We start from the raw sequence: 23,332 nt of genomic DNA, 5'->3' as shown, positions 1-23,332 counted from the left end.
GGCGATCATGCTCCTGCTGTAACTTCAAAACTTCCGTTGTCCTCTACTTCTACGGTATCACCCGGGTACAGTTTTCTTCCACGACGTTCTTCCGGTTCACCATTCACACGGACTTGTCCCTCTTGCAGCAGGGCTTTAGCCATGCCTCCTGTGGATACACAATCGGCTAATTTTAAAAATTGATCGAGCTTGATGTATTCGGTCTGTATAGATATTGGTTTCAAAGCTTGTTCATCCTTTCGGTTGTCCTCAGGTGGGTTAACGCTAGACATCAGTTGGTTGTGCGATATGGCAGGATGATATATAGCGCATTGCTGGAATCTGCCGGTTTTAAAATAATGGGACTCATAATGCCGGTAAAAGCAATCGTCAGCTGCTCGCTGTCAATCACCTTCAGCACGTCAAGCATGTATTTGGAGTTGAACGAAATTTTGAGCGGCTCCCCCTCAAATTTGGACACCGTTACTTCCTCACGCACTTTGCCAAGCTCAGAGGAACTAGAGGAAATTTCCAAACCGCCATTTTCCAGCGACTGCATTTTTACGATATTCGTTTTTTCCTCACGGGACAGCAAATAAGCACGGTCAATTGACTCACTTAAACTTTTTGTATCCACAATCAGTTCTGTTTTGTAGGAGGTCGGAATAATTCTAGAAGTATCAGGATAGGTGCCGTCCAAGATGCGGGAATAAAATAGCACCCGATCTACTTTGAATAATACCTGATTGTCCGCTACTACGATATCCACAAGCATATTTTGGTCTGGAATAATTCTGCTCAGCTCATTCAGCGTTTTGCCCGCAATGACAACATTGCTAAAGCGCAAGCCTTCAGACGTCTCCAAATGAGCGCTGCGGGTGGCAAGTCGGTGGCGGTCCGTTGCCACAAACTTCAGTTCCCCCTCAGCCAGATTCCACAACACGCCGGTTAAAATCGGTGTCGTTTCGTGGGTGGAAATGGAGAACACCGTCTGTTTAATCATATTTTTAAGTAAATCTCCTGGCACAGAGATGACTTGATTTTCTTCAATGTTGGGAAGCACCGGGAATTCTTCAGGATCTAAGCCAACAATCTGAATTTCAGTTGCACCGGACGAGATAAAGGTTTGGAATTGGTCTTTTACCTCCATACGGATCTCCTGCGACGGCAACTTTTTGATAATTTCGACAAAGAATTTGGCTGGCAGCACCACACTACCGGGTTGTTCGACCTGAACGACAGTTTGGTCACCATCCTCCATCGGAATAAAGGATTGAATGGAGATGTCTGTATCGCTGGCGGTCAGCGTTACTCCCTGGTGATTCACATCCAGCTTAATACCACTCAGAATTGGAATCGTAGTCCGACTTGATATCGCTTTGGATACATGTTGTATAGCCTCGTTCAAAACGTTTTTCAGAATGCTGATCTTCATAAGTTCCTCCTACGGGTTTTAATCCTTCAAGCACGCGTTGACGCGGGCCTTATTTAGGTGATGTATATCTTTAAAATATATTAGTAATAGTAATAGGCGCACTGAATATGTGGATAAGTCACTGTAACCCTAATAAAATCAAGCCTATCCACATGTGTATAAATTGTGTATAGGCTCTGAACTTGTTCAGGTTGGATTTTTGATTTTTTCTATTAGGTTGTTGATAACTTTAAACAGATCCTGATCCACTTGAATGGATTTGGAGATTTTTTCGTGCGCATGAATGACAGTCGTATGATCACGCCCACCGAAAGCTTCGCCGATTTTCGGCAAAGAATAGTCGGTTAGCTCACGAGACAGATACATGGCAATCTGTCGTGGAAAAGCTACAGCCTTCGTCCGCTTACGCGCTTTAAAATCCTCTAGCCGTAGATTGTAAAATTCCCCGACTTGATGCTGTATATCCTGAATCGTAATCATTTTTGGACGACTGGACGGGATAATATCCTTCAACGCCTCAGCCGCGAGATGACTTGTTACATCCTGATTGGTTAAGGAAGAATAGGCGACAACGCGAATAAGCGCCCCTTCCAGCTCACGGATGTTTGTATCAATTTGATTAGCGATATACATCATGGCCTCATTGGGAATATCCAGGTTTTCCGCCCGCGCTTTTTTCCGAAGGATAGCAATTCTCGTCTCCAAATCCGGCGGTTGAATATCCGTAATAAGTCCCCACTCGAAGCGAGAGCGCAGCCGTTCTTCCAGTGTTGGAATTTCTTTAGGTGGCCGATCGCTTGAGATTATAATCTGCTTGCGTTCCTCATGAAGCGCGTTGAACGTGTGGAAAAATTCCTCCTGCGTCGATTCCTTGCCCGCAATGAATTGAATATCATCAATGAGCAAAATATCAATGTTGCGATATTTATTCCGGAAACTTTCCCCGCGGTTGTCCCGGATGGCATTAATGAATTCATTCGTAAACTTCTCCGACGATAAATAAACGACCTTGCTGGCCGGATTGTGCTCCAAAATATAGTGTCCGATAGCGTGCATCAGATGCGTTTTTCCCAGCCCTACACCACCGTATAAAAACAGCGGATTGTAAGCTTTGGCCGGCGCCTCGGCGACGGCCAGCGATGCTGCATGGGCAAAACGGTTCCCCGATCCGATGACAAAAGTATCGAATGTATATTTGGGATTCAGCATATGGGACACAGCTTCTTCATGAACGACCGGCTGCTGCTGAGGTTGTTGCTGAAGGTCGACCTCGGCGGGCTTGTTCTCTTCAATAACGAACTTGACCTCTAGCTGTTTGCCCAAAATCTCATAAACCGTTGCTCCGACTAGCTTGGTATAGCGGCTTTCAAGCCATTCCACGGCAAAAGTTGTCGGTGCAGAAATCACAATGGAGTGGTCATTTAGTTTCGCTGCCTTGGTAGCCTTAAACCAAGTGTCGTAACTCGGCTTACTCAGCTTGGTTTGTATGATGGATAGAATTTGCTGCCATAGTTCAGAGGTATGGCTGTCCACAGACGTCACTCCTTTTAAATCCTGACATTTTACCGAATTAAGCTGCAGAGAGCTGCTCTCGGCGCTTCGGCAAAACGCCTAAAATCACAAAAATGTTGTTGAAGGCCATAAAAAGACATACCGCCGCCTAAAACATGCGGCAGTGTGGTGAGAGAACGCAGCACAAAATGACCCTGAAAAATAGCTAATGGAAATCCCGCTGCTGACCAGCAGAAGAAAGGCGATATTTCTCAGGAGGGAATGTGCGGCACGATCCGTTCTCTTGATCCCGCAGGCCAAAACGGGACTGCAATATGTCGAAATCAAATGAAAAATGTAGAATATATCCCCAGAATCCCGAATCCGCACAAAAATAAAAAGATGGATAAATTGAACTTGTTCACAACTTTATCCACAGGGTGTTGATAATATGGAGGGTAAAACAACATATTCACATTCAAAAGTAATATCATCATAGCAAAAGAAGCCTTGTATTTCAATGACTCGTGGTCATTTATCCACAAATTCAATCTGTTGTGTACAATTTTTATTCACAACACAAGATATTGTTTATAATTTGTTCAGTTTTCGACAATAACTCTTTTTCGCTCTAAAATGTTATGCACAGGTTATGACCATTTAAATCACAATTCAGTTCTTTTTGTGAATCTGTGTATAATTGCCGTTGCCTTTTGGTCACAGAGGCTTATTTTTCTGTTGAAAATTTCCGGTAACGTTTCCGACAATATTTTTGAACGAACCTGATAACGTCGATCTGAAAATAGGATGGATTCAAGTTACAGAATGAATAAATGTAAAAAGGACAGTTTTGGAGGAGTGAAAACTACAAATAGAATGCTGATAATGGAGGAAAGACGAAAGGAATTTTATGAAATAAGGGAATAAAAGAGTGAAGTGAGTCAGCGGGGTAAAGAGGAGGAGGCTTCCTGAAGGCGAAAAAGAGGAAGAGGGTTTATAAGTACATTGACTTTGACCGCTATTTGTGGTTAAATGTACAAAGGTGTTTTTTGTGGAGATTGCTATGTTAGGTATATTCCATATAAAACGTATTCCTTGTAAGGAGGTGCAGCACAATGAGACCGACTTTCAGACCGAATGTCAGCAAACGTAAAAAAGTTCACGGCTTCCGTAAAAGAATGAGCACGAAGAATGGCCGTAAAGTTTTGGCAGCTCGTCGCCAAAAAGGTAGAAAAGTATTGAGTGCGTAATGCGTGCATAAAGACCACTACGGTGGTCTTTTTTTTCATAATTGAGGTATTCAGGGATGCGATCCCTTCTTCTTTTGTTGTAAAAATGTAGTGAAAGAAGAGGGAGAAGCCCAGCATCCTGTCCTATATTAGATGAAGCTTTTGAAAACGGATATAAAATAAGCGAGATTACCGTGTTGGAATGTTGTCCATACTTCTTACTATATAAAAGGTAAAGGTTAGCTTACCGACATGTGTAAAAGAGATGAGCAAGGAGAAGCGCCGTGCAAAAAAAATTGCGTCTACGAAACCGGGCGGACTTTGGGCGCGTATACCGCCATGGCAAATCTTTTGCCAACCATCAGTTTGTGGTGTACTGGTTCCGCCGCAGAGAGGTAGAGCAGTTCCGCGTCGGAATTTCGGCCAGCAAGAAGATCGGCAATGCAGTAGTTCGCAACCGGATGCGCAGAATCGTTAAGGAAATTGTGCGCCATCATGAGCATGAATTGGTGGAGCAGATTGATCTGATTTTTATCGTTCGTAAGGCTGCAGTTACTAAGTCGTATCAAGAGCTGGAGAAAAGCGTGCTGCACGTTCTACGCAAAGCCTCGCTGCTCAAGTCTTCACGCCGATAGTCAGTATCTTTGTCCTACAGGATATGGTATGATTTACGTTGGAATGGATTGGTTAAGAAAGGGGTTATGAAGTGTCGCGTTTGAAGACTCAACGGGGAAAATGGTTCCTCCTGATTGCCTTATTGGCACTTGTTGCTGTGCTGTCCGGATGTGCCCAGACGGCCCACAATTCTTACACGACGGCAGACTTGGCCAATGGATCAGTTTGGCAAAGATATGTCGTTTACTGGTTTTCGTATGCGCTAGATACATTTGCCCAATGGTTCTCTGGAGAGTATGGCCTGGCCGTACTGGTTCTGGTGATTATCGTGCGAACCATTATTTTGCCGCTTACACTCAAGCAAGTACGTAGTTCCAAAGCTATGCAGGCCATTCAGCCGCAATTAAAAGAAATTCAAGCGAAGTACAAGGATACGCCTGAGAAAGTCCAGCAAGAGACGATGAAGTTGTTCCAGGAAAACAAGGTCAACCCGATGGCTGGCTGTCTTCCTTTGGTAGTACAGATGCCCATTTTCATCGCGCTTTATAATGCCATTTATTATAACTCGGCATTGCGGGATCATGACTTCTTGTGGCTCCAGTTAGGTAAACCGGATCACTTGTTTATCTTGCCGATTTTGGCGGCGATTACGACATTTGTCCAAACTTGGATGATGATGAAAATGAATCCGACGCCGCAGCAAGGACCGATGCAATTTTTGCTGTACGTCTATCCGGTGCTGATTCTGTTCATGTCGTACAACTTCCCATCCGCTTTGCCGTTATACTGGTTCTACAGTAATATTTACACGATCATTCAAAACTATTTCCTTTATCGGAATAAGGATAAAGAAGCAGCACTGGCAAATGTGAAAACAGCCAGTCTCGCGAAAACGGGTTCCTCCAATAGTAAGAAAAAAGGCGGCAAAAACACGAAGGGGGCTAAAAAGTCGAGATGACCAAAGTCGTGACATCAGGAAAAACCGTTGAAGATGCTGTAAGACAAGGACTCTCCCAACTGGGAGTAAGCCGTGAACGGGTAACCGTAAGCGTGTTGGAACAGCCGTCAAAAGGATTCCTGGGGTGGCTCGGGGTCAAGAAGGCGAAGGTGGAGCTTACGCTGCTCTCTGAGCCGTCTCCTGAAACCACACACGCGGCTGAATTTCATGTATCGGCTCAAGCACCTTCTAGCGTGGGACAGGCTTTATCAGAAGAAACTGGGCCTGTTGCACAGGAAGCACAGATGAACACAGAAGCACCTTCGGGACATGTAGATCCTTATGAAGAGGCGGTGCGTTTCATCCGTGAAACAGCAGCAGGAATGGGATTGGACGTTAAAGTTGATGTCCGCCACCGCAAGGATGAAAGTACACTGGATATCTCCGGTCCGTCGCTCGGTATGTTGATCGGCCGCAGAGGACAGACATTGGATGCATTGCAGTACCTGACGAATATCGTTGCCAACCGTCATTCTGACAAATTCATCCGAATTGTGCTGGATGCCGAGCAATTTCGTGCACGTCGGCAAAAAACGCTGGAGGATTTGGCAGATCGGTTGGCGAACCAGGCTATTCGTTATGGCAAGGAAGTGGTGCTGGAGCCAATGCCGTCACAGGAGCGGAAGCTGATTCACGCCAAGCTCCAACAGCATGCGCTGGTTAGAACATACAGCAAGGGGGACGAGCCCAATCGGCGCGTCGTCATTGCTAAAAAATAATCCGACGCAATGGCTCTCTGCAAGATGCAGAAGCCATTGCTTTTTTTCTTATATTTCTCGCTGAAACGGCTGCCGTCCTTGATGAAGGACGGCAATGTCGTTTCTACTTGATAGGAGGTAGAAACTTTATGCTGAGCGATACTATAGCTGCCATTGCAACGGCTGTCGGCGAGGGCGGTATTGCGGTTGTACGGGTCAGCGGGCCAGATGCGGTCACGGAAGTGGAGGCTTTGTTTCGTAGTAAAACGCCTCTAAGCAAAGCTCAAACTCACACGGTACATTATGGACATATTATAGATCCCCAAAGCCAGGAAAAGGTGGAGGAAGTTTTAGTTACAGTAATGCGGGCGCCACGCTCTTTTACGACAGAAGATGTCGTAGAAATCAGCACTCATGGCGGGGTCGTAGCCGTCAAACGGGTGATGGATTTACTATTGCTGCAAAATATACGTCTGGCTGAGCCAGGGGAATTTACGAAACGTGCTTTTCTGAATGGTCGTATTGACCTAAGTCAGGCGGAGGGTGTCATTGACTTAATTCGCTCCAAATCAGATAAAGCTTTTTCGGTGGCTTTGAAGCAGGTAGATGGACAGCTGTCCCAGAATATTCGTCGCTTGCGTCATGTTTTGGTGGAGACACTTGCTCATATTGAAGTGAACATTGATTATCCTGAGCATGATGTTGAATCTTTTACATCTGATTTAATCAAGGATAAAAGCAGTCAGGTCATGATGGAAATTGATCGGCTGCTGCATATGGCGGAGCAGGGAAAGATTTTGCGTGAAGGGTTGACCACAGCGATTGTTGGAAGACCAAATGTGGGGAAATCATCACTGCTGAACACATTGGCTCAGGGCGAGCGGGCCATTGTGACCGATATTCCGGGCACAACCCGTGACGTTATTGAGGAATATGTGACGATTAATAATATTCCACTCAAGTTGCTGGATACAGCTGGGATTCGTGAAACGATGGATGTTGTGGAACGGATTGGAGTAGAACGTTCGAGAACGGCGGTTAGTGAAGCAGATCTGCTACTCATCGTCATTAACGCCAACGAACCACTGCATGAGGATGAAATGGCATTAATGGAACAAATCCGCGGTAGACAAGCGATTGTCATTATGAATAAAATGGACTTACCGGCCCTGGTAGACCGGGATTTGTTGCTGCGTTATGTTCCTGAAGAGCTTATCGTACCGATGTCTGTGAAGGAAAATGAGGGAGCGGACCGACTGGAGCAGGCTATATCCAAGTTATTCTTTAGCGGCAAGCTGGAATCAGCGGATATGACATATGTCAGCAACGTACGGCATATTGCTTTGTTGAAGAAGGCGCGCCAATCGCTGGTAGATGCCTATGAAGCTGCTGATCAATTTGTTCCGATCGACATGATCCAGATTGATGTAAGGCTGGCATGGGAGCATTTGGGTGAGATTGTAGGCGATACTGCGCATGATGCGCTAATAGACCAAATATTTTCACAATTTTGTCTAGGCAAATAGAACATTTAAGCATGGCTGATATAAGCCTGCTATCGTTATAGATATACAAGAGCATATTCGGCGTGAAGACCGAAATGTATAAGGAGGTAAGAAAGGTATGGGTTACCAAGGAGGCGACTATGACGTGATTGTCGTAGGCGCGGGCCATGCAGGTGTAGAATCGGCCTTGGCAGCAGCACGGATGGGCTGTCGCACGTTGATGATCACAATTAACCTGGATATGGTCGCGTTCATGCCCTGCAACCCGTCTATTGGCGGTCCTGCAAAAGGACATGTGGTGCGAGAAATTGATGCACTAGGCGGCGAAATGGGTCGGAATATAGACAAGACATTTATCCAAATGAGAATGTTAAATACTGGTAAAGGTCCGGCGGTTCATGCATTGCGTGCACAAGCAGACAAGTTCTCTTATCAGCATGCGATGAAGGAAACGATGGAAAAGGAACCGAATTTGGCCTTACGCCAAGGTATGGTTGAAGAACTGATTATGGAAGATGGTCATTGCGTAGGTGTAATCACGAAGACGGGCACAGAGTATCGAAGTAAAGCAGTTGTCCTGACCACAGGCACTTATCTGCGCGGGAAAATCATTATGGGCGAGCTAATGTATGAGAGTGGTCCGAACAATCAACAGCCTTCGTTGAGATTGTCTGAGCATTTGAGAGAGCTGGGTTTTGATCTGGTTCGATTTAAGACAGGAACGCCACCACGTGTGCATAAGGACACGATTGATTTTAGCAAAACGGAAATACAACCGGGTGATGATCAACCGAAGTTCTTTTCCTATGAAACGAAGTCTTCGGATAATGAACAGCTTCCTTGCTGGCTGACATATACTTCAGTAGAAACACATCAGATTATTAATGATAATTTGCACCGTGCGCCTATGTTCTCTGGTCTGATTGAAGGAACGGGACCACGATATTGCCCATCTATTGAAGATAAAGTGGTACGCTTCAGTGATAAGCCTAAGCACCAAATCTTTTTGGAGCCTGAAGGTAAAAACACATCTGAATACTATGTTCAGGGCTTGTCGACCAGCTTGCCAGAGGATGTACAATTAGCTGTACTGCGTTCGATTCCGGGGATGGAAAAGGTAGAGATGATGCGTAACGGCTATGCTATTGAATATGATGCAATGGTACCTACGCAGTTATGGCCTACTTTGGAAACGAAGAAAGTCCCAGGCTTGTTCACAGCAGGTCAGATTAACGGTACTTCCGGTTACGAAGAAGCTGCGGGTCAAGGAATTATGGCAGGGATTAACGCAGCTCGTAAGGTGCAGGGCAAAGAGCCTGTCGTATTGGACCGTTCGCAAGGCTACATCGGGGTCCTGATTGACGATCTGGTGACGAAGGGGACGAATGAGCCATACCGCTTGCTGACGTCACGTGCAGAATATCGTCTGTTGTTGCGTCATGATAACGCTGATCTGCGATTGACTCCGATTGGGCATGATATTGGCCTAATTACGGATGAACGATACGAGCGCTTTTTGGATAAAAAGCAAAAGGTAGATCAAGAGATTGAACGCTTGCGCTTGGCGAAGGTTCGTCCAGTTGATATCAATGAGATGCTGGAGCAAGGCGGATCTGCACCGATACAGGATGGCAGTAATTTGTTAACGGTGCTACGTCGACCAGAGATCAGTTATGCGCAAGTAGCACAAATCTCACCTTCACCTATAGCTCTTACTGAGGAAGAACAGGAGCAGGTGGAAATCCAAATTAAGTATGCGGGCTACATTGAAAAGCAATTGATGCATGTGGAGCGTCTGCAAAAGATGGAGAAGAAGAAGCTTCCAGAGGATATTGTATACAATGAAGTTCAAGGACTGGCCATTGAAGCCAAGCAGAAACTTGAAAAGATCCGTCCGATGTCGATTGGTCAGGCATCCCGTATTTCGGGTGTAACCCCTGCGGATATTTCCATTTTGCTGGTTTATCTGGAGCATTATAACCGCGTAACAGCAGCAAGGGGATCATAATGGACGCGATACAACAGCAATTTAAGCAGCGGCTGGCAGAGCATAGTATTGTGATTAATGACAGTCAGTTAGAGCAGTTTGAAGCATATTACCGTGTGCTGGTTGAGTGGAATGAAAAAATGAACCTGACGGGTATTACTGAGCGCGATGCAGTGTACACCAAGCATTTTTATGATTCTCTTTCCCTGGCTTTTTATGTTCCGTTAAAAGATGTGGAAAGCCTGGCCGATATTGGGTCAGGTGCAGGTTTTCCAGGTATTCCTTTGAAAATATGCTTTCCGCAGATTCAGTTGACTATTGTAGATTCGTTGAACAAACGTATACAGTTCTTGGCCCATGTAGTAGAGCAGTTGGGTTTGGAAAATGTTGAACTGGTTCACAGCAGGGCAGAGGAATTGGGGCGTAAACCAGGATACCGTGATAGCTATGATCTAGTGACAGCCAGAGCGGTTGCTCGTCTCGCCGTATTGAATGAATTTTGTTTGCCGTTTGTCCGTGAAGGAGGACACTTTGCCGCGATGAAGGGCAATGATCCTACCGAGGAAATCAAGGAAGCTTCTTACAGTTTGAAAGAGCTAAAGGGAAAAATCAAACATGTTCAGGCCTTCCAGTTACCTGTTGAAGATGCAGCCAGACATATGATTATTATTGAGAAAAGAGCGGCGACACCACGGAAATATCCGCGTAAGCCGGGTACTCCTTTGAAGGCGCCGTTAGTGTAAATGTTTGAAAGAAAGTGAATGTTTCACGTGAAACATTCACTTTTTTTATGGCTGATAGACTCTTTACATAAAAGCCTCTTTGCTAACATGCGTTCTTGTTTACATTTGGGGATCAAAGAGGATGCATAATTTATTCTCTGATCCTTCCGAAAAGCTGGTAGAGACGATAGGATTATGGCTGGAAAAGTGATAGAATAGAGATAATCGTTTTAATGTAAGTTGACTGCTCCTATACCCATGAATTCAGATATACATATAGGGGAGTGGGACAACAAATGTCGGGTGAGTACGTGGAGTGTACCCGCTTACGGCGCTGTTTCATATAGAAGGGTCTACGATCCGCGTAAGGAACTGTTTTTCACGAAGCGCTGTTAGTATGGTGCTATTATGAAATTAGGTGGTATTATACGGAATGAAAGAACAATTTTCCAAGCTATTTGGTTTGACGGAGCGATCTACTGGGGACGAAATAAAACAAATTCCAGTTCGGGATATTGTCAGCAGTCCTTATCAGCCCCGTACCATATTTGACGACGAGAAGATTGATGAGCTATGCCAGACCATTAAGACGCATGGTGTAATTCAACCGATTGTCGTTCGTTTCCGTAATGGGCAATATGAGATTATAGCAGGGGAACGTCGTTGGAGAGCTGTCACCAAGCTGGGTATGGAATCTATTCCAGCTATTGTTCGTGAGTTTAATGATTCACAAGCTGCATCCATCGCGTTGATTGAAAATCTTCAACGGGAAGGGTTAACTGCGATTGAAGAGGCTGTAGCTTACCAAAAGCTGATTGATCTACATCAGCTCACCCAGGAAAGCCTCGCTCAACGACTTGGCAAAAGCCAATCCACTATTGCTAACAAGATACGGCTGCTTCATCTACCGGAGAGAGTGAAAGAGGCTCTAATGGAACGGAAGGTATCCGAGCGTCATGCTCGTGCATTATTGTCATTAGAGACTGAAGAACTACAGTACAAGGTTTTAGATGAAGTCATTGCCAAGGAACTCAATGTGAAGCAGACAGAGGCACGAGTTGCCTTTTATAAACAAGTATCTACTAATAAGAAATCGAAGCGGATTTCCTTTACCAAGGATGTCCGGCTTGCGCTGAATACAATTCGTCAATCCATTGATATGGTGTCTGGCTCAGGCTTGGATATCAAGACCAAGGAATCTGATCATGAGGATCACTATGAGATTGTCATTCAAATTCCCAAACGTAAGTAAGGGATGAAGCGTACAGGCGGCAGCAATTGCCGCTTTTTCTGTCTAACGCCGAATAAAACCGCAGCATACTCAATTCTATTCTGAAATTGCCGTTATCCCTAAGATAAGGACTAAGTAACGTCTCCATAGAGCGTTTTGCAGGTATGGAGTGTAGCAGGATTCCGATTAAATTATGAGGTGAATGAAGTGTCAAAAATAATAGCCGTAGCCAATCAAAAGGGCGGAGTAGGCAAAACAACTACTTCCGTTAATTTGGGCGCCGGACTTGCTTCCCTCGGCAAAAGGGTATTGCTCGTGGATATCGACCCGCAAGGTAATACAACCAGCGGTGTGGGTATCAATAAGGCGGATGTGGCAAATTGTATTTATGATGTACTCATTAACGAGGTTGATCCTAGCGAAGCTATTGTCAGTACACAGGTTGAGGGATTAGATATAATTCCGGCAACCATTCAGTTAGCAGGCGCGGAAATTGAACTGGTGCCGACTATTTCCCGTGAGTTGAGATTAAAAAGATCGCTTCAACTCGTTAAGCATAATTATGATTATATACTAATTGATTGCCCACCATCGCTGGGTATTTTGACGCTCAATTCATTGACGGCTTCCGATTCAGTCATTATCCCAATCCAGTGTGAATATTACGCATTGGAAGGATTAAGTCAATTGTTGAATACCGTGCGATTAGTGCAAAAACATCTGAACACCTCATTGCAAATTGAAGGTGTGTTGTTAACCATGTTTGATGCTCGCACGAACTTGGGTATACAGGTGATTGAAGAAGTGAAAAAATATTTTCAAAGCAAGGTTTATCAGACGATTATTCCACGCAATGTGAGACTCAGCGAAGCACCTTCACATGGCCAGTCCATTATTACGTATGATCCCCGTTCCCGTGGGGCAGAGGTATATATTGAGTTGGCAAAGGAAGTGGTATCTTATGAGTAAACGGTTGGGAAAAGGACTTGATGCACTCATTCCCTCCCTTACGGTCAATGAAGAGGATAAGGTTGTTGACATTCCGCTAAGCCAGTTGCGTGCGAACCCGTACCAGCCTCGCAAAACGTTTGATGAAGAGTCCATTAAGGAATTAGCCGAGTCCATTCGTCAGCACGGTGTTATCCAACCTATTATTGCACGTAGTGTATTGCGAGGATATGAAATCATAGCCGGGGAAAGACGATTTCGGGCATCTCAATTTTGTGGGAATCCGACGATACCTGTGGTTGTTCGTAATTTTACGGATCAGCAGGTGATGGAGATTGCTCTGATTGAGAATTTGCAGCGTGAGAATTTGAATGCTATGGAAGTAGCAGTAGCTTATCAGGGATTAATGGATCAGTTTTCTTTAACTCAGGAAGAGTTGTCCATGAAAGTGGGGAAATCACGCTCTCATATTGCCAATTTCCTTCGCTTGCTCGCATTACCTGAAGAAGTTAAAGATCATGTTTCACGTGGAACATTGTCTATGGGACATGCTAGAGCTATTGTTGGCCTCAAAGATCCAGACATGGTGAAACAGTTAGCACAACAATGTATTGAACAGCAGTGGAGTGTTCGCGAGCTGGAGGAAGCCGTACAGCAGTTGGATCATAAGCCTGGTGAGGCGAAAGCCAAAGCAAAGGTACGAAAAAAGGACCCCTATATTGACCATATGGAAGAGTCCTTGCGTGAACGCTTTAAAACAACTGTGAAGATCAAGCACAATAAAGATAAAGGCAAAATTGAATTGAATTATTACAGTCAGCAGGATTTGGAAAGATTACTGGAGCTATTACAGTAGTTTGTTGAAATATGGACATGTCTCCTTGAGCAAAATGGAAAGTGAGATATGTCTTTGCTTTGTCTGGAATTGCAGGAATTAGAATGGTTTTGATGGATAAACTAATAGCCTTGTGTTATTTGTTTCGCTGTTCTCAAACGTATAAAATATAAGTATGCAGTAATATGATTTTTGGGGTAGAGGAGTAGAAGCAAGCATATGGCTGAATTGAATGGACTAATCATGGAACAGCTTGCCGGAATCGTTGCAGGGATCGTGCTTATTTTGCTCATCCTGTTGATTGTTATTATTGTGCAGGGTGCAAAGCTAAAGAAGATGCGGCGAAAGTATGAAACCATGATGGCAGGCAGTGGTGTCGAGAATTTGGAAACACTGTTGATTGATTTGAAGGTACAGATGGATACGATTGAGGATGAGCAGGAAACCCATCGTGCAAGTATGAAATCACTACGTAGTAAACTGACAGGCTTGAAGGGACATATAGGCATCAAACGCTATAATGCCTTTGGTGAGAGAGGAAGCGATTTAAGCTTCTCTCTGGCTATTGTAGACGACAATCAGGATGGTATGGTATTAACCGGCATTTATAACCGAGATGGCTCATATGTGTATGCCAAGCCTCTAGAAGCGGGACAATCCACCTATTCCTTATCACCTGAAGAAAAAGAAGCCGTCACTCTTGCGCAGCAAGCAGGACAGAACGGTAGTGCCACTCCTTAATCGCGGAGTATAGGCTGCCAGCAATGATATCTGATAATTTCATTACCAAATTTAGTCTTGTATTTTGCAGCACGAAGTATTCCATGAAGCCGCCGACGTTAACGATACCAGTCAAATGGATATCGCCGACCGGCGGTAATTCTTTATTTACACCTGCTCCAGGCTTGAGAGGACCATCTGAAACCTGAATGCATCCAACGCTGGAGGTTTGTCCAAGACATGCATCTATACCAATGATATAAGGCTGTTCATATCGGGCTTGTATGCCGTTCAGTGTCGTTTGCAGGTTCATGGCATGTACAGGCTCTTCTAATGTACCGTATAGGTTAAACAGAGGGCTTTTGTAGCGTGATAAATGCGTACCTACGAGCGGACCCAGACAATCTCCAGTAGAACGGTCAGTGCCGATGCAAATAATGACGATATTTTGCAGACTCGGTGCCTGATGGAGATGGAACAGTAGACGATGGATGATGGCTGATTGGATCCCGGGATCTGTGTGTGGTATTTTTAAACTTAGGGGTTCTTGCCCCGGAATGAAGTCAGATGGATGAGTCATGGAATCTTCCTTTCGCTCTGTAGTGGAGTGTGAAGGTTGCGCTCGCAGTACCTTGAGATAACAATTAGCCTGCGGGTAACATTTATGCTCAAGATAGTAGCTAGTATATGGATAAACTTATGCTTTTATACTCACAGGAAGTAGAATATTCATAGCCATATGTTTGAAGTCGGTAGATAAGCTTATATAGTGAGGATTTTGCAAAATAGAATTCGGGAAGCAGGAAGAGTAGTTCCCTTGTTTAAGGAGGAGTACAGCATGACTTTTATACATTGGTTAGCCGGTAATGTAGGTACGGATGACGTAGTGAAAGATGCGATTCACTGGAAGGATGCTGTATGGAAATGGCTTACCGATAGTACGATGTGGTCGACCCTTTTGTTTGTGATTTTGAAAATCGCGATTATTTTTATCATCACACGTATCTTTATTCGAGTTATTAATAAAATTATAGATAAGTCGATGCAACAAAAAGGAGACAACGGCAGGTTTCGATTGAACACAAGGCGGTTAACCACTGTTGGGGAATTGCTGAAAAACGTAACCAATATTGTATTTAATTTCATTTTAATTATGCTGGTACTATCGCAAATGGGCATTAATCTCGGCCCTCTGATTGCTGGAGCTGGAGTGCTTGGATTGGCTGTTGGTTTTGGGGCACAGAGTTTGGTTAAGGATGTAATTACCGGATTTTTCATTATTTTTGAGGATCAATTTGCCGTAGGAGACGTCATTCAGACAGGTACTTTCAAGGGTACAGTGGAAATGATCGGGCTGCGTACAACCAGACTGGTGAGTTGGAAAGGTGAGGTGTATATTTTACCGAATGGCTCAATTACAACGGTAACAAACTTCTCCATGTCCAACGCGTTGGCGGTAGTGGATGTGCCAATGAAGGCCGAGCGTAGCCTGGAGGAAGCAGTTGGCTTGGTAAAACAGGCAATCCAAGGCATTGAAGAATCCAATGTACAGATACTTAATATACCGGATGTGTTAGGGGTTCAGTCCATGACCACCTCAGAGTATATTGTGCGTGTTGTGGCAGAATGTATGCCGAATACAGGGGCAGTGGTAGAGCGTGATATTCAGAATAACATCAAGAAGGCTCTGGAGGATGAGGAACATCGTCAGGCAGCATTGGAGACGGCGGTAACCCTAGAAAAAGAAGACGAACAAGGAAGAAAAGGGGGAGAGAAGGGTGGAGCGTAAGTCATTTGAACTAGGGGACATTGTACAGATGAAGAAGCCCCATCCGTGTGGAACGAATGAAATGGAAATTATCCGCATGGGGATGGATATTCGAATCAAATGTGTCGGTTGCCAGCATAGTGTGCTGATTCCGCGTGCCAAGTTCGAAAAAAACATGAAGAAAGTGCTGCGATCAAAGGCTAACGCCGACGAGCAAAACACAGAAGCAAATTGAGCCAAGAAAGATGAATGGCGATGAACCAGAATCAGCTTGCGTCACAGTTGCAATGATGATATAATTATCCTTGCTGCGGAAAGGTACCCAAGAGGTCTAAGGGGGCTGACTCGAAATCAGTTAGGCGTCGCAAGGCGTGCGTGGGTTCGACTCCCACTCTTTCCGCCACTAACTTCATTAAATAAACCAATCTCTTACGTCTGTGACGTAGGGGATTTTTTGTTTGTGGAATAAAAGGTCAACAGATTGTGATAAAGTGAAAAGCACTAAGATAAACCATGAGGGTAAAGGAAGAAACGATTACAAATCTATTGGGATGAATAAGGCGTTATAACAAAAAAATGCTCCTGACAGCGGAGAAATTATTGCCGTTAGGAGCACTCTTTTGTTATAGCTGGTTAGGCGGGTAATGATAACGTTTTGTTTTTTTTGAGCCAGAGATCATCAGAAGGATCGCCGCAATCAAATGGAGAGCCCAGCCCACAAAGGGTATCCAGGCCAGCAAAGAAGTGAGTACTCCCCATACAGAGCCGTAGATCGCCTCCTGATTGCGTAACGATAGGATAAGTGTTACTGCATGCAGGATAAGCATAAATCCCAGAGCCGAGTAGCCGGTCCCCATGACAATAGCTCCCCCCACAATTGGTACGGCAAGCACCAATTCGAATATACCTGATATCCACTTTAATATTCGAGAATAGCTCATCTTTAAACCTCCGTAGATAGTAGGTCTTTGTACTTGGATATATTCTAGCAGAAGGAGCTCAATTAATCTGCATTTTACCAGGATATGCAAAAAGTCCGATAATGCAACAAAGGAGGACCACAAAGGTCCTCCATCGTAGGCGATACATTTTTAACAGGATACGATCTGTCCAATCACATCATGAAACTCGGTGTACTGACCAGCAATACCGTGTCGAAAAGACAGTGTCCTTTTACACAAACCTAACGCTTCTAATGCCCGGAATGGATCTCCTAACAGTTTGTCCGGCTACGTCGTCCAACGGAACCACACCTCTCTGTTGTATCGCCTAATCATAATATGGCCAGAACTCCTAAGAAATATACATTAGTGGACACGAGCTTTCGTTTTTTTCTTCCATTTGCGATTATGGTTGGTGGTCTCCGGAAAAGAGTCGCCTCTTTCCAGCGTTACTTGTTGCGGGTTTTGAATTTCAGTATGGAAGCTTTTTTCTCCGACCTCCATATATACGCCGTCGTTTGGGACGTTATCCCCTGGTTCGAACTCAGTCTTTTCACCCATATGGTGGCACCTCCTTAGATAAATGAATTTGGACTGCAACGGTTATTGTGCGCTGTCTTGAACAGAAACATGCGAAACCGGGTATACAGATAGTGAGTGAATCAAATGATTTCCTTTATATATGCGAAATTTTTGATGTTATATAAAATTGTATAAAGCTAATGATATGCAGTATATTTAGCTGTTTTAGGCTTATGTTTCGAATTTGTAGGTTGCATTCAGTTGTTGGATTTGGTAAACTGTTTTAGTGCGAGTTTAGGCTCGTTCCTTGCTCTCAACTGAGATTGAGGGCCTTATGTCCATAAGGAGGTGTAAAGAATGCGCAAATATGAAGCGATGTATATTATTCGTCCTGACATTGAACAAGAAGCTGTTCAAGCGACAGTCGATAAATTCCAAGGTATCATCTCTAACGGCGGTGGCGAAATTACGAGTCACGATGTAACTAAACGCCGTCTTGCGTATGAGATCAAGAAATTCCGTGATGGTTCTTTCGTTCTGGTAAACTTCACAGCAGAACCTGCTGTTGTTACTGAGCTTGAGCGTATCATGAAAATTTCTGACGAAGTAATTCGTTATCTCATTACGAACGACGTAGCTTAATTATTGTACGTGATTATGTAATGAACAACGTTCAAAGGAGGGGATTGGATTGTTGAACCGTGTCATTCTGATCGGTCGTTTGACCAAAGATCCAGAGCTGCGCTATACACCGTCTGGTGTAGCAGTAACCCAGTTCACCCTGGCTGTAGACCGTCCGTTTACGAGTCAAGGCGGCGAACGGGAAGCGGATTTCTTGCCGATCGTAACCTGGCGTCAGCTTGCTGAAACATGCGCTAACTATCTTCGCAAAGGTCGTTTAACGGCTGTTGAAGGCCGTGTTCAGGTGCGTAATTATGAGAACAATGAAGGAAAACGTGTATACGTGACTGAAATTGTAGCTGATAATGTGCGTTTCTTGGAATCTAACCGCGATGGCGATGGCGGTGGCGGCAATAGCGGTGGAGCTGCGCGTGAGGAGTCTCCTTTCGGAGGCGGTAACAGCAATAGTGGACGCGGGAATAATAACTCGCGAAACAATCAGGATCCTTTTTCCGATGACGGAAAACCGATCGATATTTCGGATGATGATTTACCATTTTAATTGGGAAAGGACTGACAAAGAATGGGCTTCAGACAAAGAGAAGGCGGAGACGATAACAAAAGACCAGCTCGTCGTGGTGGTCGCAACAAACGTCGTAAAGTATGTTTCTTCACTGTGAACAAAATTACTCACATTGACTATAAAGATACAGACCTGCTTAAAAAATTCATCAGCGAACGTGGAAAAATTCTTCCTCGTCGTGTGACTGGAACAAGTGCGAAATATCAACGTATGTTGACAATCGCTGTTAAACGTTCCCGTCAAATCGCATTGCTTCCTTACACTACTGAATAGTAGTGGGTGGAAAAAAAGACGTTCCCGATCCCGGGAGCGTCTTTTTTCGTGATTTTTTATATTGACAACAAGTCCCATCTATTGTAACTTACTAATAATACAATCCATGTTTACCCATAAACGATAGTATACCTTTTAATGGCTTGTGAAATTGCAAGCTCCCCAACTCGCCAGAGTAAATATTTCGGCATTCTGAAATGTTATTTTATATTACATAGAGTCCTGTTTTTTGTCATTTTCCACAAGTAAAATTCATAAACTTTACATAAATAGATGTTTTGCATTTGTATATTACATAAAAAAAGATATTGACGTGATATTATTTTACACTTAAGATAAACCTTAATAAAAATGTAATGGTTGTTAGTACACAAAATTGACCAGAGGTCTAAAACACGCGTTTACGTTATTAGGACAGTAAGGAGGATGTGCAACTTCATTTTCAAACCTCAAGCTTTAACGAATCACCGCAGGAATGAGACAGGCTGTTAAATAAAGAACCGACTAAGGGGGATTAACAGGATGATGCAGACGAAGAAATGGGTTTCTTTGCTTATGGTGCTTACGATCGTTGGTGTTCTGTTTGCAGGATGTAGCGGAGGTGCTAATGAGGCACAGCCACAGGAAGGCAATGCGGGCAATAAAACAGAGGGAAATGAAGCAAGTGCACCTGTTACAGAGGGCGTTATTAAAGCAACTGATCTGTCGCAAAATCCTCCGGGAGCGACGAATCGGAAAGATAACATTGTAGTAGGTATGACATCACCTAAAGGGGTATTCAACCCGCTATTCTGGCAAACAACTTATGATTTATATGTGGTCAGAACAGTATTTGATTCCTTCTTACAGGTGAAGGCAGATGGTACATATGAAAATAGTTTGGCTGACAAGGTTGATGTATCGCCGGATGGTCTAAAATATACATTCCATCTGAAACCAGGTGTGAAGTATAGTGATGGCACGCCAGTAACCGTGAAGGATTATGCTTTTGTCCTCAAGGTACTGCATGATCCGAATTATGATGGAGAAACGGATGTTTTATCTTTTAAGATTAAAGGCGGTAAAGAATATCACGATGGCAAGGCGAATGATATCTCGGGTATCAAGGTCATTGATGATAACACGGTAGAGGTAACGGTTACAGAAGCAACAGCGTATACAAAGGATTTTCTGGGTGAGCAATACTTTATGCCAGAAGCTTATTATGGAAAAGGATTCAAAAAGGGTAACCTGGACAGCATCAAGGCGCTTAATAATAAACCAATCGGTTCCGGGCAGTATGTGCTGAAAAGCTTCTCTCCGGGTCAGCAAGTCGTTCTTGAAGCGAATCCAAACTACTTCAAGGGCGCACCAAAGGTGAAATCAGTTATTTTTAAAACAACAACAGAAGAAACGAACCTGTCTATGCTGCAAACAGGTGAAACGGACATGGATAACATCACAGTTACGGAAGACAATGTAGAGGAATTAAAGGCGTTGGGCTTCTTGGACGTGAATATTATGCCAACGAACGGCTATGGATATATTGCGTTTAATCACAAGGAAAAGAAATTTCAGGACCCTAAAGTACGTCAGGCTTTAACTATTGGGTTAAACCGCAAGGAGATTGTGCAGGGTGTATATGGTCCATATGCGAATGTTATTAACATTCCACAATCTACAGAATCTTGGTCTTATACGGATGAAGGTATCAACAAATATGAATTTGATACAGCTAAGGCGAAGGCTTTGCTGGATGAAGCAGGCTGGAAGGTTGGTGCTGACGGAATCCGTGAAAAGGACGGCGAAAAGCTGACCATTAACTTCTCTGCAACTGCTGATAATCCAGTAGTAGAGGCCTTGCTGCCGATCATGTCCAATAACTACAAGGAACTGGGCATTAAGTTGACGTCCGAAACTCTAGATTTTAATGCCATTATGGATAAGAAGGATACGGGCAAGTTCGATATGTTCTTTGCGGCTTGGGGCTTAACTCCAGACCCGGATACAACGACTTTTATTACGAATGGTGCACAAAATGATATCGGCTATTCCAATAAGAAAGTCGATGAACTAACGCTTGCTGGTAAGCATGAGATGGATCAAGAGAAACGCAAACAGATTTACAAACAGCTCTATCAAGAGTTGAACAAGGATCTGCCAACTATTTTTATGTATCAACGCAGAGATATGTGGCCAGTTAATGGACGTGTAACCGGCTTAGAAATTACGCCATACAAAGATTTTGAATTCACTCTGCATAACGCTCAGATCGCTCAATAAGGGTTGCCAATCGTATGCTCAGCTCTCACGAGCTGGGCATATCACTTTATTCGTCTGGAGGAATGAATATGAAGCAGTACATTATTCGAAGACTGCTGCAACTCATCCCCACACTTATTGGCATATCCATTATCGTGTTTGCGATTTCAGCCATGGTGCCGGGTGATTATATTACAGCCAAGCAGAACCCGAATATGACGGCCGAAAAGGCGCAGCAGCTACGACATATCTACGGGCTGGATAAACCGGAATACCAACGCTATTTTATATGGGCCGGTAATATGTTAAAGGGGAATATGGGGGATTCATTACAGCATAAGCAGCCGGTAACGAAGGTCATTGGCAATTATGTATGGAACTCATTTATTATCGCTTTTTTTAGTCTTATTTTTAGCTGGTTGATTGCGGTTATTGCAGGGGTATTTTCAGCCAAGTTCCAATATTCGTTATTCGATAAGTTTGTCACATTATTCATTTTCTTGTGTATGTCGCTGCCTTCATTTTTTATTGGTCTATTGGTCATCAAAATATTTGCCCTGGAGTGGGGGGTTCTCCCGGTTGGGGGCATGACCACAGCAGGGATGGAGCCAGGCTCATGGGCTTATATGGTGGATGTTCTCAAGCATATGTTCCTGCCGACACTCGTACTTACGATGCTGAGCACAGGAAGTCTGACCCGGTATTTCCGTACAGGCATGTTGGAGGTCATTCGTCAGGATTATATTCGTACCGCACGCGCCAAAGGCTTGAAGGAACGGACAGTTATTTTCAAGCACGCACTGCGCAATGCACTGATCCCAGCCATCACACTACTCGGCTTCGAGCTTCCGGCCTTATTTGGTGGAGCGATGATTCTGGAGAAGGTATTTGTGTGGCCAGGTGTGGGTCAGGTTTATCTGGAGTCGATTAGTATGCGGGATTATCCGTTTATGTTGGGCTTCACGATTTTCTTAGCGTTACTTACGCTTATCGGTAATTTGCTCTCTGATGTATTGTATGGCATGGCAGATCCAAGAATTCGCTTGAAGTAGGAGGGATACTATTGTCCGCAGAAACAGTCACGATTGAAACGAATCAAAAGGCGGCGATCCGTCCTGAAGCGTCTCCATGGAGAATCGCCGTTCGCCGTTTTAACCAAAACCGTCTGGCTTTGGCTGGTCTCGTTATATTAATTCTGATGGTTGTCATTTGTAGTTTTGGACCGATGATTTCACCTTATCATTTAGATGATTACAGGCTAGCTGACAAAAACTTATCGCCTAATGCTAAGTACTGGCTCGGTACGGATAAGTTTGGTAGAGATATTTTGCTGCGAACAATGCTGGCTGGCCGTATTTCCTTGACGGTAGGGCTGGTCGCCACGTTTATTTCGGTCATGATCGGCGCAACGCTGGGTGCGCTGGCAGGGTTTTATCGTAAAGGCGTGGATACGGTTATTATGCGGATTGCCGATATTTTCATGGCACTCCCTACATTACCGCTACTTATTATTTTAGGTGCTGTTCTGTCGGATTTGAAGGTCGATCCGTCGAATCGCATTTATTTTCTGATGCTCATTATCGGGGTCCTGAGCTGGACTAGCTTGTCCCGTCTGGTCAGAGGGCAGATTCTTACGCTGCGTGAACAGGAGTTCATGCAGGCGACGGAAGCGCTAGGCTTGAGAGACCGTCGCAAAATATTCCGGCATTTGCTGCCGAACACGATTCCTACCATTATTGTTACGGCTACGCTTGGAGTAGCGGGTGCGATTATTACAGAATCTGCGCTCAGCTACTTGGGAATCGGTGTTGTGCCGCCCACACCTTCGTGGGGGAATATGATATCGGCTGCGAATAACCTAATTGACTTCCGCAAACGGCCTTGGATATGGGTTCCACCGGGAATGTGTATTCTCATTACAGTTGTAGCGATTAACCTGATTGGCGACGGTTTGCGTGACGCACTGGACCCTAAAATGAAGAAGTAGGAGA

General features: G+C 44.3%; 25 protein-coding genes and 1 tRNA gene. 20 read left to right on the top strand and 6 right to left on the bottom strand.

All coding sequences use genetic code 11. From position 1 onward, the window contains the following. Positions 1 to 5: 5 nt before the first annotated feature. From yaaA to dnaA, 3 genes are all read right to left on the bottom strand, one after another. Positions 6 to 224: a S4 domain-containing protein YaaA gene (yaaA, locus tag MKX46_RS15505; protein WP_029518979.1), complete on the bottom strand. Its 219-nt coding sequence runs from the start codon at positions 222 to 224 to the stop codon at positions 6 to 8. 47 nt (positions 225 to 271) lie between these two features. Next, positions 272 to 1,414: a DNA polymerase III subunit beta gene (gene dnaN, locus MKX46_RS15500; RefSeq protein ID WP_029518977.1), complete on the bottom strand. Its 1,143-nt coding sequence runs from the start codon at positions 1,412 to 1,414 to the stop codon at positions 272 to 274. Between the two features lie 186 nt (positions 1,415 to 1,600). Next, positions 1,601 to 2,947, bottom strand: a complete 1,347-nt coding sequence (dnaA, locus tag MKX46_RS15495; protein WP_250241425.1) for a chromosomal replication initiator protein DnaA — start codon at positions 2,945 to 2,947, stop codon at positions 1,601 to 1,603. Positions 2,948 to 4,020: 1,073 nt separating this feature from the next. Between dnaA and rpmH the strand changes: the two genes are divergently transcribed. From rpmH to MKX46_RS15440, 11 genes are all read left to right on the top strand, one after another. Then, positions 4,021 to 4,155: a 50S ribosomal protein L34 gene (rpmH, locus tag MKX46_RS15490; protein ID WP_007433250.1), complete on the top strand. Its 135-nt coding sequence runs from the start codon at positions 4,021 to 4,023 to the stop codon at positions 4,153 to 4,155. A gap of 263 nt (positions 4,156 to 4,418) precedes the next feature. Then, the gene (gene rnpA / locus MKX46_RS15485) at positions 4,419 to 4,769 is read left to right on the top strand and encodes a ribonuclease P protein component (protein ID WP_341071443.1); all 351 of its coding nucleotides are present in this window, start codon (positions 4,419 to 4,421) and stop codon (positions 4,767 to 4,769) included. Positions 4,770 to 4,840: 71 nt separating this feature from the next. Continuing rightward, entirely contained in the window at positions 4,841 to 5,707 is an 867-nt protein-coding gene (locus MKX46_RS15480) for a YidC/Oxa1 family membrane protein insertase (protein ID WP_029518972.1), read from the top strand. After that, the gene (gene jag / locus MKX46_RS15475; RefSeq protein WP_069012579.1) at positions 5,704 to 6,465 is read left to right on the top strand and encodes an RNA-binding cell elongation regulator Jag/EloR; all 762 of its coding nucleotides are present in this window, start codon (positions 5,704 to 5,706) and stop codon (positions 6,463 to 6,465) included. The genes MKX46_RS15480 and jag overlap by 4 nt, the downstream gene beginning before the upstream one ends. Positions 6,466 to 6,593: 128 nt before the next feature. After that, complete coding sequence (gene mnmE, locus MKX46_RS15470) at positions 6,594 to 7,970, top strand: tRNA uridine-5-carboxymethylaminomethyl(34) synthesis GTPase MnmE (RefSeq protein ID WP_341071442.1); 1,377 nt, start codon at positions 6,594 to 6,596, stop codon at positions 7,968 to 7,970. A gap of 97 nt (positions 7,971 to 8,067) precedes the next feature. After that, a complete protein-coding gene (mnmG, locus tag MKX46_RS15465; protein ID WP_341071441.1) occupies positions 8,068 to 9,957 on the top strand; it encodes a tRNA uridine-5-carboxymethylaminomethyl(34) synthesis enzyme MnmG in 1,890 nt (629 codons plus the stop codon). Beyond that, positions 9,957 to 10,679, top strand: a complete 723-nt coding sequence (rsmG, locus tag MKX46_RS15460) for a 16S rRNA (guanine(527)-N(7))-methyltransferase RsmG (RefSeq protein ID WP_029518967.1) — start codon at positions 9,957 to 9,959, stop codon at positions 10,677 to 10,679. The genes mnmG and rsmG overlap by 1 nt, the downstream gene beginning before the upstream one ends. Before the next feature lie 412 nt (positions 10,680 to 11,091). Continuing rightward, a complete protein-coding gene (gene noc, locus MKX46_RS15455; protein ID WP_029518966.1) occupies positions 11,092 to 11,910 on the top strand; it encodes a nucleoid occlusion protein in 819 nt (272 codons plus the stop codon). A gap of 186 nt (positions 11,911 to 12,096) precedes the next feature. After that, complete coding sequence (locus MKX46_RS15450) at positions 12,097 to 12,858, top strand: ParA family protein (protein ID WP_023991152.1); 762 nt, start codon at positions 12,097 to 12,099, stop codon at positions 12,856 to 12,858. Then, complete coding sequence (locus MKX46_RS15445) at positions 12,851 to 13,693, top strand: ParB/RepB/Spo0J family partition protein (protein WP_029518964.1); 843 nt, start codon at positions 12,851 to 12,853, stop codon at positions 13,691 to 13,693. Before MKX46_RS15450 ends, MKX46_RS15445 begins: the two co-directional genes overlap by 8 nt. A 198-nt stretch (positions 13,694 to 13,891) precedes the next feature. Further along, the gene (locus MKX46_RS15440) at positions 13,892 to 14,413 is read left to right on the top strand and encodes a DUF4446 family protein (protein WP_165145430.1); all 522 of its coding nucleotides are present in this window, start codon (positions 13,892 to 13,894) and stop codon (positions 14,411 to 14,413) included. Here the strand turns inward: MKX46_RS15440 and yyaC are convergent. Beyond that, positions 14,367 to 14,972 (bottom strand): spore protease YyaC, encoded by a 606-nt coding sequence (yyaC, locus tag MKX46_RS15435; RefSeq protein ID WP_165145432.1) that lies wholly within the window; start codon positions 14,970 to 14,972, stop codon positions 14,367 to 14,369. The genes MKX46_RS15440 and yyaC overlap by 47 nt on opposite strands. A gap of 258 nt (positions 14,973 to 15,230) precedes the next feature. Between yyaC and MKX46_RS15430 the strand changes: the two genes are divergently transcribed. The 3 genes from MKX46_RS15430 to MKX46_RS15420 all read left to right on the top strand — a co-directional run bounded on the left by MKX46_RS15430 (position 15,231) and on the right by MKX46_RS15420 (position 16,563). Then, complete coding sequence (locus tag MKX46_RS15430; protein WP_340933823.1) at positions 15,231 to 16,181, top strand: mechanosensitive ion channel family protein; 951 nt, start codon at positions 15,231 to 15,233, stop codon at positions 16,179 to 16,181. Next, positions 16,171 to 16,395, top strand: coding sequence for a DUF951 domain-containing protein (locus MKX46_RS15425; RefSeq protein ID WP_025723137.1), 225 nt, complete (start codon positions 16,171 to 16,173; stop codon positions 16,393 to 16,395). Before MKX46_RS15430 ends, MKX46_RS15425 begins: the two co-directional genes overlap by 11 nt. A gap of 77 nt (positions 16,396 to 16,472) precedes the next feature. After that, a tRNA-Ser gene (locus MKX46_RS15420) sits at positions 16,473 to 16,563 on the top strand. Between the two features lie 220 nt (positions 16,564 to 16,783). Here MKX46_RS15420 and MKX46_RS15415 read toward each other — a convergent pair. Together MKX46_RS15415 and MKX46_RS15410 are read right to left on the bottom strand one after the other, a co-directional pair. Further along, positions 16,784 to 17,101 (bottom strand): hypothetical protein, encoded by a 318-nt coding sequence (locus MKX46_RS15415; RefSeq protein WP_029518959.1) that lies wholly within the window; start codon positions 17,099 to 17,101, stop codon positions 16,784 to 16,786. A 366-nt stretch (positions 17,102 to 17,467) separates the two neighbouring features. Further along, on the bottom strand, positions 17,468 to 17,662 hold the full coding sequence (locus MKX46_RS15410; protein ID WP_029518958.1) for a YjzC family protein: 195 nt from the start codon (positions 17,660 to 17,662) through the stop codon (positions 17,468 to 17,470). 318 nt (positions 17,663 to 17,980) lie between these two features. On the opposite strand from MKX46_RS15410, the gene rpsF reads away from it, so the two are divergent. The 6 genes from rpsF to opp4C all read left to right on the top strand — a co-directional run bounded on the left by rpsF (position 17,981) and on the right by opp4C (position 23,328). After that, positions 17,981 to 18,265: a 30S ribosomal protein S6 gene (gene rpsF, locus MKX46_RS15405; protein ID WP_013312802.1), complete on the top strand. Its 285-nt coding sequence runs from the start codon at positions 17,981 to 17,983 to the stop codon at positions 18,263 to 18,265. A 49-nt stretch (positions 18,266 to 18,314) separates the two neighbouring features. Then, positions 18,315 to 18,806, top strand: a complete 492-nt coding sequence (gene ssb, locus MKX46_RS15400) for a single-stranded DNA-binding protein (RefSeq protein WP_341071440.1) — start codon at positions 18,315 to 18,317, stop codon at positions 18,804 to 18,806. A gap of 21 nt (positions 18,807 to 18,827) precedes the next feature. Continuing rightward, positions 18,828 to 19,100 carry a 30S ribosomal protein S18 gene (gene rpsR, locus MKX46_RS15395; protein WP_013312800.1) on the top strand — a complete coding sequence of 91 codons (273 nt, stop codon included), beginning with the start codon at positions 18,828 to 18,830 and terminating at the stop codon, positions 19,098 to 19,100. A 522-nt stretch (positions 19,101 to 19,622) separates the two neighbouring features. Beyond that, entirely contained in the window at positions 19,623 to 21,362 is a 1,740-nt protein-coding gene (locus MKX46_RS15390; protein WP_341071439.1) for an ABC transporter substrate-binding protein, read from the top strand. 68 nt (positions 21,363 to 21,430) lie between these two features. Continuing rightward, a complete protein-coding gene (locus MKX46_RS15385; protein ID WP_250241375.1) occupies positions 21,431 to 22,393 on the top strand; it encodes an ABC transporter permease in 963 nt (320 codons plus the stop codon). Between the two features lie 11 nt (positions 22,394 to 22,404). Further along, complete coding sequence (opp4C, locus tag MKX46_RS15380; RefSeq protein WP_029518954.1) at positions 22,405 to 23,328, top strand: oligopeptide ABC transporter permease; 924 nt, start codon at positions 22,405 to 22,407, stop codon at positions 23,326 to 23,328. Positions 23,329 to 23,332 lie beyond the last annotated feature (4 nt).

The organism is Paenibacillus sp. FSL P4-0113 (genome assembly GCF_038009305.1).
GTDB lineage: Bacteria > Bacillota > Bacilli > Paenibacillales > Paenibacillaceae > Paenibacillus > Paenibacillus polymyxa_D.
Note: the sequence above shows the minus strand (reverse complement) of the source record. Positions and strands in the feature narration are given on the sequence as shown.

What these genes read in the sequence shown, in the direction of transcription:
- mnmG (WP_341071441.1), top strand. Translation starts at nt 8,068, where the DNA reads ATGGGTTACCAAGGAGGCGACTATGACGTGATTGTCGTAGGCGCGGGC.
- rsmG (WP_029518967.1), top strand. Translation starts at nt 9,957, where the DNA reads ATGGACGCGATACAACAGCAATTTAAGCAGCGGCTGGCAGAGCATAGT.
- noc (WP_029518966.1), top strand. Translation starts at nt 11,092, where the DNA reads ATGAAAGAACAATTTTCCAAGCTATTTGGTTTGACGGAGCGATCTACT.
- MKX46_RS15440 (WP_165145430.1), top strand. Translation starts at nt 13,892, where the DNA reads ATGGCTGAATTGAATGGACTAATCATGGAACAGCTTGCCGGAATCGTT.
- rpsR (WP_013312800.1), top strand. Translation starts at nt 18,828, where the DNA reads ATGGGCTTCAGACAAAGAGAAGGCGGAGACGATAACAAAAGACCAGCT.
- dnaN (WP_029518977.1), bottom strand. Translation starts at nt 1,414, where the DNA reads ATGAAGATCAGCATTCTGAAAAACGTTTTGAACGAGGCTATACAACAT.
- MKX46_RS15415 (WP_029518959.1), bottom strand. Translation starts at nt 17,101, where the DNA reads ATGAGCTATTCTCGAATATTAAAGTGGATATCAGGTATATTCGAATTG.
- rpmH (WP_007433250.1), top strand. Translation starts at nt 4,021, where the DNA reads ATGAGACCGACTTTCAGACCGAATGTCAGCAAACGTAAAAAAGTTCAC.
- MKX46_RS15445 (WP_029518964.1), top strand. Translation starts at nt 12,851, where the DNA reads ATGAGTAAACGGTTGGGAAAAGGACTTGATGCACTCATTCCCTCCCTT.
- rpsF (WP_013312802.1), top strand. Translation starts at nt 17,981, where the DNA reads ATGCGCAAATATGAAGCGATGTATATTATTCGTCCTGACATTGAACAA.
- yyaC (WP_165145432.1), bottom strand. Translation starts at nt 14,972, where the DNA reads ATGACTCATCCATCTGACTTCATTCCGGGGCAAGAACCCCTAAGTTTA.
- mnmE (WP_341071442.1), top strand. Translation starts at nt 6,594, where the DNA reads ATGCTGAGCGATACTATAGCTGCCATTGCAACGGCTGTCGGCGAGGGC.
- MKX46_RS15390 (WP_341071439.1), top strand. Translation starts at nt 19,623, where the DNA reads ATGATGCAGACGAAGAAATGGGTTTCTTTGCTTATGGTGCTTACGATC.
- MKX46_RS15385 (WP_250241375.1), top strand. Translation starts at nt 21,431, where the DNA reads ATGAAGCAGTACATTATTCGAAGACTGCTGCAACTCATCCCCACACTT.
- MKX46_RS15410 (WP_029518958.1), bottom strand. Translation starts at nt 17,662, where the DNA reads ATGGGTGAAAAGACTGAGTTCGAACCAGGGGATAACGTCCCAAACGAC.
- jag (WP_069012579.1), top strand. Translation starts at nt 5,704, where the DNA reads ATGACCAAAGTCGTGACATCAGGAAAAACCGTTGAAGATGCTGTAAGA.
- MKX46_RS15430 (WP_340933823.1), top strand. Translation starts at nt 15,231, where the DNA reads ATGACTTTTATACATTGGTTAGCCGGTAATGTAGGTACGGATGACGTA.